This is a genomic window from Streptomyces sp. NPDC058257, from assembly GCF_042881845.1.
Taxonomy (GTDB): domain Bacteria; phylum Actinomycetota; class Actinomycetes; order Streptomycetales; family Streptomycetaceae; genus Streptomyces.
On sequence record NZ_JBHVXJ010000015.1, the window covers coordinates 193,662 to 204,213 of the forward strand.

The following is a 10,552-nucleotide window of genomic DNA, read 5'->3' on the forward strand; positions in this document are numbered from 1 at the left end:
CTCAAGGGTGTCACCGGGGATCAGTGACCGGAGAACAGGGAGCATCTGATGACCAAGGACATGGCCAAGGCCGTCTACACGACCGTCGAAAGCCCGCTGGGCGAGCTGCTGCTGGTCGGCGAGGGGTCGGCCACCGCGAACGGCGGCACGGCACTGGCCTCGCTGTCCGTGCCGGGGCAGAAGGGCGGCGCCGTCGTCCAGGACGGGTGGGTGCGCGACGACGAGGCCTTCGCCGTGATCGCCGGGCAGCTGCGCGCGTACTTCGAGGGGACGCGTCAGCACTTCGACATCGAGTACGTCAGCGGCGTCGGGACCGACTTCCAGCAGCGGGTCTGGCACGGTGTCGACACCCTCCCGTACGGCACGACCACCTCGTACGGGAAGCTCGCCGCGCAGCTCGGCCTCTCGCGGGCCGCGGTCCGCGCCCTGGGCACGGCGATCGGACGCAACCCCCTGCTGGTCGTGCGCCCCTGCCACCGGATCATCGGCGCCGACGGCTCGCTGACCGGATACGCGGGCGGCCTGGAGGCCAAGCGGCGGCTCCTGGACCTGGAGTCGGGGAACCAGCCGGAGCGCCGGCCGACGGACTAGCGCCCTAGCGCCCGCCCCGGTGGCCCAGGCGCTCCGAGAGATCGCCCGCGCCCTTCGCGGCAAGCTCGGCGAGTTCGTTCTCGCGCTGCTCGCTCCAGCGGATCATCGGCACGGAGATGGAGAGCGCCGCGACGACTTGGCCCGCGCTGTCGCGGACCGGCGCGGCCACGCAGCTCACGTCCGGATTGGACTCGCGGTGTTCGGCCGCGACCCCGCGCTCCCGGATGTCGCAGAGCGCGGCGAGCAGCACGTCCTGCTCCGTGATGCTGTTCTCGGTCATCGCCACGAGATCCCGCCCCGCGAGGCGGCTCTCGAGCTCGGCCGGGGGCAGCGAGGCGAGGAGCATCTTGCCGACCGACGTGCAGTGCGCGGGCAGTTTGCGGCCCGCGGCGGAGACCATGCGCACCGCGTGCGTGGAGTCCACCTTGGCGATGTAGATGACGTCCGCGTCCTCGAGGACCGCCACATGGACGGTCTCGTCGCAGGTCTCCGCGACCTCGCGGGCCACTTGCTGCCCCTCCGCGGCCAGGTCGAGCTGCTCCGCGTACCGGCTGCCGAGCTGATAGGCGCGTACTCCGAGGCGGTAGCGGCCCGTCTGATCCGGGATCTGGACAAGGTACGAGCGGGCGGCAAGGGTGGTGAGCAGCTCGTGCACCGTGGTGCGCGGCAGCTGGAGTCTGCGGGTCACCTCGGGGGCGGACAGCGTCCCGTCGCCCTCCAGGAACAGCTCCAGTATGTCCAGTGCTCTGGTCACCGCAGGAACCAGTCGTCCCATGGTCGGCCTCCCACCCCGTGCGTCCGAAGCTGTGTCCGAAACTTCGGTCAACGATCGATATGACGAACACAGGCTAGGCGCTGCGACGTTCCGCGCGCAACGGCCTGAGGGTCCGCTGTGGACTCAAGACCGTTTTGCTCGACCCATTGACACCCTGCCGCCTGCGTGAATACGGTCACGCCAACATTTCGAACGTGTGACGAAATACCGAACAACCAAGGGGCAACTGCCTTGCGTATTACGGGAATCAGCACGCACGTGGTGGGAACGCCGTGGCGCAATCTCACCTACGTCCAGGTCCACACCGACGAAGGCCTCACCGGCGTCGGTGAGACCCGCATGCTCGGCCGCACCGACGCCCTGGTCGGCTACCTCCAAGAGGCGGCGGCCAACCACATCGTGGGATCCGACCCGTTCGCGGTCGAGGACCTCGTGCGGAAGATGAAGTACGGCGACTACGGCCGGGCGGGCGAGATCGTCATGTCGGGCATCGCCTGCGTGGAGATGGCCTGCTGGGACATCAAGGGCAAGGCCCTGGGCGTGCCGGTCTGGCAGCTGCTCGGCGGGAAGGTGACCGACAGGGTCAAGGCCTACGCGAACGGCTGGTACACCACCGAGCGCACTCCGGAGGCGTACCACAAGGCCGCCACGGCCGTCGTCGAGCGGGGCTACCGCGCCCTGAAGATCGACCCGTTCGGGACCGGGCACTTCGAGCTCGACCAGGCGGGCACGAACTACGCGGTCTCGCTGATCGAGGCGGTGCGGGACGCGATAGGCCCGGACGCCGAGCTGATGCTGGAGATGCACGGGCGGTTCAGCCCGTCCACGGCGGTGCGCCTGGCGCGGGAGATGGCGCCGTTCAAGCCCGCCTGGCTGGAGGAGCCGGTGCCGCCGGAGAACCTCAAGGCCCTGGAGAAGGTCGCCGCCAAGGTGGACATGCCGATCGCCACCGGTGAGCGCATCCACGACCGCATCGAGTTCCGCGAGCTGTTCGAGTCGCAGGCCGCCGACATCATCCAGCCCGACCTCGGCCACATCGGCGGCATCCTGGAGACCCGCAAGCTCGCCGCGACCGCGGAGACGCACTACACGCTGATCGCCCCGCACAACGTCGGCGGCTCCGTGCTCACCGCGGCCTCGCTGCAACTGGCCGCCTGCACCCCGAACTTCAAGATCCTGGAGCACTTCAACGACTTCGCGGACGCGGAGATCAAGAAGGTGGTCAAGGGCGCGCCCCAGGTGGTCGACGGCTACTTCGAGGTGTCGCACGAGCCGGGCCTCGGCGTCGAGCTCGACACGGACGCGGCGGCCGAGTTCCCGCAGCAGCAGGCCCGGTTCGACCTGTGGGCCGAGGGCTGGGAAAAGCGCGCCCCCAAGGCGGCCGGCAAGTGAGCGGCGACTCACGCTCCATCGTCATCGACCGTCCTGGCGCGCACCGGCTCACGGTCGGCGAGCGGCCCGAGCCAGGGCCCGGCGAGGTCCTGGTCCGGGTGGCCGCCGCCGGGATCTGCATGAGCGACCGCGAGGTGTACGACGGTCACCGGGACGCCGCGTATGTGCGCTATCCCGTGATCCCCGGGCACGAGTGGTCCGGCACCGTCGAGGCCACCGGTGAGGGCGTCGACCCGGCGCTCGTCGGGCACAAGACCGTCGCCGAGGGGTTCCGCGCCTGCGGCACCTGCGAGCGGTGCCGGTGCGGGGAGACGAGCCTGTGCGGCGGCGGGTACGCGGAGACGGGGTTCACCGAGCCCGGCGCCTTCGCCGACCACGTGGTCGTCCCCGCCCGTCTGCTGCATCTCCTGCACCCGGACGCGGACCTCGCCGCCGCCGCTCTCCTGGAACCCGCCGCGGTGATCGCGGGCGCGGTGCGGACGGGACGGCCCCGGCCCGGCGAGCGGATCGCGGTGGTCGGCGCGGGCACCCTCGGGATGCTCGCCGTGCAGCTGCTCGCCGCCTCGTCGCCCGGCGAGCTCGTGGTGATCGACCCGCGGGCCGAACGCGGCAGGCAGGCCCTGGAGTTCGGGGTGAGCGAGAGCCTGACGCCCGCCGACGCGGAGGCCCACCACGGCCGTTTCGACCTGGTCGTGGAGACCGCGGGCGCGCCGAGCACGGCCGCCTCCTCCTGCCTGCTCGCGCGCAGGGGCGGCCGGGTGGTCCTTACCGGCATGTTCACGCCCGGCGCCGTCGGCATCGATCCGGTGCATCTCTCGCTGAGCCAGCTGGAGGTGCGCAGCGTCTTCGGCGCGCCGTCCAGTGCCTGGTCGGACGCGGTCAGGGCGTTCGGGCTCGGACTGCTCGACCCCGCCCCGCTCATCACGCACGAGTTCCCGCTGGAGCGCTTCGGCGAGGCCGTCGCGCTGGTCGGCGGCGGAGACCCGAAGACCGGGAAGGTGCTCCTGCGCCCCTGAGACGTACGGCGGAGGTGGCACACCGCCGTACACACATCATGAACCGGCCAACGTACGACATAGCGAACACAGCTGAATTCACTGCGTATGGGAGTCCCGTGACCAGCCCGTCAGCCCCCCGCCGCCCCGGCGTCGACGCCCTAGCCCGCATCGGGCACCCCGTACCCGCCATCGATCCGGCCGACGCGTCGCCGCACGCGTTCCCCGACGGCGGCACCTGGCGCACCGAGATCCCCTCCGTGGAGGGTCCCGAAGCGCTGGCCGTCGTCCTCAAGGAGAGCTCGCGCCTCGATGTGCCGATCCACCGGATCAGCCAGGGCAGCGGCATCTGGATGCTCTCCGACATCGAGATCACCGAGATGGTGGAGGCCTGCGCCGAGCGGGACATCGAACTCTGCCTGTTCACAGGGCCGCGCGGCACCTGGGACATCGGCGCCGCCACCCGCACGGACTCCGGCGGCGGCGGGCTCCGCTCGCGCGGTCATGACGCGCTCGCCGGCTGCGTCGAGGACGCCGTGCGCGCGACGGAGCTGGGGGTGCGCTGCCTGCTCGTGGCCGACGAGGGCGTGCTGTGGACGCTGCACCGGCTGCGCGTCGCCGGTGTGCTCCCCGCCGACACCACGTTCAAGGTGTCGGCGCTGATCGGCCCGGTCAACCCGGCCTCGTACGCGGTCTACGAGCGGCTCGGCGCGGACTCCCTCAACATTCCCTCCGACCTCACCCTGGCCCACCTCACGGAGATCCGCCGGGCCAGCCGCGCCCCGATGGACCTGTATGTCGAGGCGCCCGACGACCTCGGCGGCTACATCCGGACGTACGAGGCGGCCGAGCTGATCCGGCGCGGCGCCCCGCTCTACCTCAAGTTCGGCCTGAGCAAGTCCCCCGGCATCTATCCCTACGGCGCCCATCTGCGCGACCACACCCTGGCCACCGCCCGCGAGCGGGTCCGCCGCGGACGCCTCACCCTCGATCTGCTCGCCCGGCACGGCGCTGACGGCGGGATGTCGCCGCTCGGCGCACGCCTGCCCGGCGAGCTCCAGCGCTTCCCCGTCCCGGAAGGGGACTGATCCATGAGAACCCGCATATCCCGCATGCGACTCACCGCCGCTGTGGCCACCGTCGTCATGATCGGCTCGCTGGCGGCCTGCGGCCAGGAGGCCAAGGGCGGCAGCCGCTACAAGCCGGACGAGGGCAGGGGCAGCACCATCGGCCTCGCGATGCCGACCAAGTCCTCCGAGCGGTGGATCGCCGACGGCAACAACATGGCCAAACAGTTCCAGAAGGCCGGGTACAAGACCGATCTGCAGTACGGCGACGACAAGGTCGAGAACCAGATCGCCCAGCTGGAGAACATGATCACCAAGGGGCGCAGTCTCCTTGTGGTCGCGGCCATCGACGGCTCCGCGCTCACCGAGGTCCTGCAGCGCGCCAGCGACGCGGGCATCCCCGTGATCTCGTACGACCGCCTCATCCTCGGCACGGAGAACGTCGACTACTACGCGTCGTTCGACAACGAGCGCGTCGGCCGCCTCGAAGCCCAGTACATCGTCGAGAAGCTGAAGCTCGGCAAGCCGGAGAAGGGCGGCGAAACGAAGAACATCGAGCTGTTCGCCGGGTCGCCCGACGACAACAACACCAAGTACTTCTGGACCGGCGCCATGAAGGTGCTCGAACCGTACTTCAAGAGCGGCCAGCTCACCGTCCGCAGCAAGCAGACGAAGATGAACCAGGCCACCACACTGCGCTGGGACGGCGGCACCGCGCAGAAGCGCATGGACGACCTCATCAGCAAGAACTACGGCTCCGCGAAGGTCGACGCGGTCCTCTCGCCGTACGACGGAATCTCGATCGGGATCATCTCCGCGCTGAAGAGCGCGGGGTACGGCTCCAAGAGCGACCCGCTGCCAGTGATCACGGGCCAGGACGCGGAGCTCGCGTCGGTGAAGTCCATCATCCGCGGCGAGCAGACGCAGACGGTGTTCAAGGACACCCGCAAGCTGGCGGCGCAGACGGTGTCCATGGGCGACGCGGTCCTGAACGACAAGAAGCCGAAGGTCAACAACACCAAGGACTACGACAACGGCAAGAAGATCGTCCCGTCCTTCCTGCTCGACCCGGTCAGTATCGACAAGTCGAACACCCACCTCCTGGTGGACGAGGGTTACTTCAAGGCTGGGCAGCTCAAGTGAGCGCGCCCGTGCTGGAGATGCGCAACATCACCAAGACGTTCCCCGGCGTCACGGCGCTCTCCGATGTGAATCTGACCGTGGGCGCCGGGGAGATCCACGCGATCTGCGGCGAGAACGGCGCGGGCAAGTCGACGCTGATGAAGGTCCTCAGCGGCGTCCATGAGCACGGCAGTTACGACGGCGAGATCCACTTCGAGGGCCAGCAGATGGCCTTCAAGGACATCCGCGCCAGCGAACGCCACGGCATCGTGATCATCCATCAGGAACTGGCGCTCGTCCCGTATCTGTCCATCGCCGAGAACATCTTCCTGGGCAACGAACAGAGCAAGCGGGGCATCATCGACTGGAACGACACGCTGCGCAGGGCGAGCGCGCTGCTCAAGCGGGTCGGTCTGAGCGAGAAGCCGCAGACTCCGGTGGCCGACATCGGCGTGGGCAAGCAGCAGCTCGTGGAGATCGCCAAGGCCCTGTCGAAGGAGGTGAAGCTGCTCATCCTGGACGAGCCGACGGCCGCGCTCAACGACGAGGACAGCGCGGGGCTCCTCGACCTCATCCTGGAGCTGCGCGATCAGGGCATCGCCTGCATCATCATCTCGCACAAGCTGAACGAGATCCGGGCCATCACCGACTCGGTGACGATCCTGCGCGACGGCCGGACCATCGAGACCCTGACGGTCCGTGAGTCCGCGAACGCGGAACCGCAGTTGTCGGAGGACCGCATCATCCGCGGCATGGTCGGCCGCGACCTCGACAACCGCTTCCCCGACCGCACGCCCTACGAGGGCCAGGACGCGGGATCACTCGCCCTGTCCGTACAGGGCTGGACGGTGCGGCATCCGGTCGACCACCAGCGCAAGGTCGTCGACGATGTGTCGGTGACCGTGCGGCGCGGCGAGATCGTCGGTATCGCGGGCCTGATGGGCGCGGGCCGCACAGAGCTCGCGATGTCCGTCTTCGGGCGTTCGTACGGCTCGTACGTCGCCGGCACGGTCGCCGTCGGCGGACGCGAGGTCGTGACGAAGACCGTGCCCGCCGCGGTCGACGCCGGGATCGCGTACGTCACCGAGGACCGCAAGCAGTACGGCCTGAACCTCATCGACAACATCAACCGCAACATCTCCCTGCCCTCGCTCCCGGGCATGCGGCGCAAGGACGGATTCGTCGACGAGCACCAGGAACGCTCCGTCTCCGAGCGCTACCGCAAGTCGATGAACATCAAGGCACCCACCGTCTTCGAGCAGGTGGGCAGGCTCTCCGGCGGCAATCAGCAGAAGGTCGTCCTGAGCAAGTGGATCCACGCCGATCCCGAGGTCCTGATCCTCGACGAGCCGACGCGCGGCATCGACATCGGCGCCAAGTTCGAGATCTACACCGTCATCGACAAGCTCGCGGCTTCGGGCAAGGCGGTGCTCTTCATCTCCTCCGAACTGCCCGAGCTGCTCGGGATGTGCGACCGGATCTACACGATGGCCGAGGGCAGGCTGACCGGCGAGGTCGACCGCGCGGACGCCACCCAGGAACTCCTGATGCGCCACATGACCAAGAACAGAAGCTGAGGCATCCGCCATGACCACCACGACCACGCCACCCAGTGACAAGTCGTCCACGCCGTCCGCCAAGGAGTCCACCGGAGCTCTGCTGCTGCAGAGCGTGCGCTCCAACATGCGCCAGTACGGCATGCTCGTCGCCCTGGCCTTCATCGTCATCCTGTTCCAGATCTGGACCGACGGCACGCTGCTCCTGCCGAACAACGTCTCCAACCTGATCCAGCAGAACGGCTACATCCTCATTCTGGCCATCGGCATGATGATTGTGATCATCGCCGGTCATATCGATTTGTCCGTCGGCTCGTTGGTCGCCTTCGTCGGCGCCATGTCGGCGGTGATGATGGTCAAACACGACATGCCCTGGGTGCTCGCACTCGTCCTCTCGCTCCTCATCGGCGCGGTCGCGGGGGCGTGGCAGGGCTTCTTCATCGCCTACGTGGGCATCCCGTCGTTCATCGTGACCCTTGCCGGCATGCTGCTCTTCCGCGGTCTGACGCAGATCGTCCTGGAGGGCCAGTCGCTCTCGCCCTTCCCCGAGGGCTTCCAGAACATCGCCAAGGGCTTCATCCCGGAGATGGGCCCGTACACGCAGTACCACAACCCGACGCTCGTGCTCGGTTTCGTGACGGTCGCGTTCCTGGTCTTCCGTGAATGGCGCAGCCGCAAGCAGCAGCTCGCCTACGACCTCGACGTGATGCCGACGGGCCTGTGGGCGGCCAAGCTGGTGGCGATCTCCGCCGCCGTCATCGCCTTCACGCTGACTCTCGCGAGCTTCCACGGGGTGCCCGTGGTGCTGCTCATCATGTGCGGCCTGCTCATCGCGCTCGGCTATGTGATGCGCAACGCGGTCGTGGGACGCCACATCTACGCCCTCGGCGGCAACAAGGCGGCGGCGAAGCTCTCCGGCGTCAAGGACAAGCGCGTCACCTTCCTGATCTTCGTCAACATGGGTGTGCTCGCCGCGCTCGCGGGCTGTGTGTACGCCGCCCGTCTCAACGCGGGCACGCCGCAGGCGGGCCTGAACTTCGAACTCGAGGCAATCGCGGCCTCGTTCATCGGCGGCGCGTCGATGAGCGGCGGCGTCGGCACGGTGATGGGCGCCGTGATCGGTGGCCTGGTGCTCGGCGTGCTCAACAACGGCATGTCCCTGGTCAACATCGGCACCGACTACCAGCAGGTCATCAAGGGGCTTGTGCTGCTCGCCGCCGTCGGGTTCGACGTCTGGAACAAGCGCAAGGTCGGCCGTTAGTCCTCCCCTCAACTCCTCTGTCAGGAGCCGCACATGGAAACGAGCAGACGCACCGTCCTGGCCTCGGCCGCCGCCGTCGGCCTCACCGCCGCCGTCGCCGGCACCTCGTCCGCGGCGGAGTCCTCCCGCGTCCCGGAGGGCGGGAAGCCCGTGAAGGAACTCTTCGGCGAGCTGGCCGACGGCACCAAGGTGCACCGCTGGTCGCTCGCCAACGGCGGGACCCGTATGAAGGTCCTTTCGTACGGCGGCATCGTGCAGTCCCTCGAACTCCCGGACCGGCACGGCCGGTACACCAACGTCTCCCTCGGCTACGACAGCATCGAGGCGTACGTGGCCGGAACCACGTTCTTCGGCGCGACGATCGGCCGCTACGGCAACCGCATCGCCAAGGGCCGCTTCACCCTGGACGGAAAGACCCACCAGCTCTCCGTGAACGACGGCGAGAACAGCCTGCACGGCGGGGCCAAGGGGTTCAACACGCGAGTGTGGGACGTGGAGCCGTTCAAGGACTCCTCCGGTGTGGGTCTGCGTCTGCACCACACCAGCGTGGACGGCGAGATGGGGTATCCGGGAACGCTGCGGGTGACCGTGACGTACACGCTCACCTCGCGGGGCGACTGGCGCATCGACTACGCGGCGACCACGGACAGGGCCACCGTGGTGAACCTGACGAATCACACGTACTACAACCTCGCGGGCGAGGGCAGCGGCGACATCCTTGACCATGAACTGGCCCTGGCCGCTGCCCGTTTCACCCCCACCGACGCCGGTCTCATCCCTACGGGTGAGCTTGCGAAGGTGGCGGGCACGCCCTTCGACTTCCGGCGCGCGAAGACGGTCGGCGAGGACATCCGTGTCTCCCATCCGCAGTTGGTGACCGCCAAGGGCTTCGACCACAACTGGGTCCTGGACAAGGGCATCACGCAGCGTCCCGAGCACTTCGCGACGCTGCGGGACCCGGAGTCGGGGCGCACCTTGAAGATCGCCACGACCGAGCCGGGTGTGCAGTTCTACTCCGGGAACTTCCTTGACGGCACCCTCACCGGGCCTTCGGGGCACACCTACCGGCAGGGCGACGGTCTGTGCCTGGAGACGCAGCACTTCCCGGACTCCCCGAACCAGCCGAAGTTCCCCTCGACGGTGCTGCGGCCCGGCCGGACCCACCGGTCGAGCACGGTGCACAGCTTCTCGGCGCGCTGAGCCGCGCCCCGGTGTACGCGACGACGAAGGACTTCCGCGCCTTCAGCGAGCCCAAGGTCTGGAACGACCCGGGTTACTCGGTGATCGACTCCACGGTGGTCAAGGACGGCCGCGACTACTACCGCTTCACCAAGGACGAGCGCGATCCCGCCTCCGGCACTCCCTGCTCGAAGTTCATCACCGCGGAGAAGTCGAGGTCCCTGATCCCTGACGGACACGTCGTACGACTTCGTGGCCGACCGCGTCGGAAGGGGTGTGATCGACCGGGGTGAGGGGCCCGCGGTGTTCAGGTCGAACACCGGGGACAAGTGGTACATGCTCATCGACGAGTCCGGCGGGCGCGGCTATGTCCTCTTCGAGACGACGGACCTCGCTTCGGGCAAGTGGACCGGGACGAAGGGCGCGGGTCTGCCCGCGGGTGCCCGGCACGGCACGGTCCTGCCGGTGACGCGGGCCGAGTACGACCGGCTGCTCGGCACCTGAACATCCGCGTACGGGAGAACTCGCGCTCCTGGTACAGCGCTGTGGCACACCCCGTCCCCCGGCGGTGGCACCGGGGGGTACGGCCCTGCACCGTCCGCGACCCGGATGTG

Annotated in this window: 9 protein-coding genes and 1 pseudogene; 9 read left to right on the forward strand and 1 reads right to left on the reverse strand. The window is 68.6% G+C overall.

The window, feature by feature from the left end:
• Positions 1 to 48: 48 nt before the first annotated feature.
• A complete protein-coding gene (locus ACFVXC_RS30495) occupies positions 49 to 591 on the forward strand; it encodes a methylated-DNA--[protein]-cysteine S-methyltransferase (RefSeq protein WP_389911577.1) in 543 nt (180 codons plus the stop codon).
• A gap of 4 nt (positions 592 to 595) precedes the next feature.
• Here ACFVXC_RS30495 and ACFVXC_RS30500 read toward each other — a convergent pair whose 3' ends face one another.
• Entirely contained in the window at positions 596 to 1,366 is a 771-nt protein-coding gene (locus ACFVXC_RS30500) for an IclR family transcriptional regulator (protein WP_389911580.1), read from the reverse strand.
• Positions 1,367 to 1,597: 231 nt separating this feature from the next.
• Between ACFVXC_RS30500 and ACFVXC_RS30505 the strand changes: the two genes are divergently transcribed.
• The 8 genes and pseudogenes from ACFVXC_RS30505 to ACFVXC_RS30540 all read left to right on the forward strand — a co-directional run.
• Entirely contained in the window at positions 1,598 to 2,758 is a 1,161-nt protein-coding gene (locus ACFVXC_RS30505; protein ID WP_389911583.1) for a mandelate racemase/muconate lactonizing enzyme family protein, read from the forward strand.
• Positions 2,755 to 3,774: a zinc-binding dehydrogenase gene (locus ACFVXC_RS30510; RefSeq protein ID WP_389911590.1), complete on the forward strand. Its 1,020-nt coding sequence runs from the start codon at positions 2,755 to 2,757 to the stop codon at positions 3,772 to 3,774. The genes ACFVXC_RS30505 and ACFVXC_RS30510 overlap by 4 nt, the downstream gene beginning before the upstream one ends.
• Before the next feature lie 98 nt (positions 3,775 to 3,872).
• Positions 3,873 to 4,841, forward strand: coding sequence for a hypothetical protein (locus tag ACFVXC_RS30515; protein WP_389911593.1), 969 nt, complete (start codon positions 3,873 to 3,875; stop codon positions 4,839 to 4,841).
• A gap of 24 nt (positions 4,842 to 4,865) precedes the next feature.
• A complete protein-coding gene (gene chvE, locus ACFVXC_RS30520; protein WP_389911633.1) occupies positions 4,866 to 5,963 on the forward strand; it encodes a multiple monosaccharide ABC transporter substrate-binding protein in 1,098 nt (365 codons plus the stop codon).
• A 17-nt stretch (positions 5,964 to 5,980) separates the two neighbouring features.
• A complete protein-coding gene (gene mmsA, locus ACFVXC_RS30525; protein ID WP_389911635.1) occupies positions 5,981 to 7,519 on the forward strand; it encodes a multiple monosaccharide ABC transporter ATP-binding protein in 1,539 nt (512 codons plus the stop codon).
• Positions 7,520 to 7,529: 10 nt separating this feature from the next.
• Positions 7,530 to 8,759 carry a multiple monosaccharide ABC transporter permease gene (mmsB, locus tag ACFVXC_RS30530; RefSeq protein WP_389911596.1) on the forward strand — a complete coding sequence of 410 codons (1,230 nt, stop codon included), beginning with the start codon at positions 7,530 to 7,532 and terminating at the stop codon, positions 8,757 to 8,759.
• Positions 8,760 to 8,792: 33 nt separating this feature from the next.
• A complete protein-coding gene (locus ACFVXC_RS30535) occupies positions 8,793 to 9,959 on the forward strand; it encodes an aldose epimerase family protein (protein WP_389911598.1) in 1,167 nt (388 codons plus the stop codon).
• 11 nt (positions 9,960 to 9,970) lie between these two features.
• A pseudogene (locus ACFVXC_RS30540) lies at positions 9,971 to 10,433 on the forward strand (1,4-beta-xylanase); the annotation flags it as partial.
• Between the last annotated feature and the right edge of the window lie 119 nt (positions 10,434 to 10,552).

Bases quoted from the DNA above. Each gene is read 5' to 3' on its own strand.
- ACFVXC_RS30495 (WP_389911577.1), top strand. From the start codon at position 49: ATGACCAAGGACATGGCCAAGGCCGTCTACACGACCGTCGAAAGCCCG.
- ACFVXC_RS30500 (WP_389911580.1), bottom strand. From the start codon at position 1,366: ATGGGACGACTGGTTCCTGCGGTGACCAGAGCACTGGACATACTGGAG.
- chvE (WP_389911633.1), top strand. From the start codon at position 4,866: ATGCGACTCACCGCCGCTGTGGCCACCGTCGTCATGATCGGCTCGCTG.
- mmsA (WP_389911635.1), top strand. From the start codon at position 5,981: ATGCGCAACATCACCAAGACGTTCCCCGGCGTCACGGCGCTCTCCGAT.
- mmsB (WP_389911596.1), top strand. From the start codon at position 7,530: ATGACCACCACGACCACGCCACCCAGTGACAAGTCGTCCACGCCGTCC.
- ACFVXC_RS30535 (WP_389911598.1), top strand. From the start codon at position 8,793: ATGGAAACGAGCAGACGCACCGTCCTGGCCTCGGCCGCCGCCGTCGGC.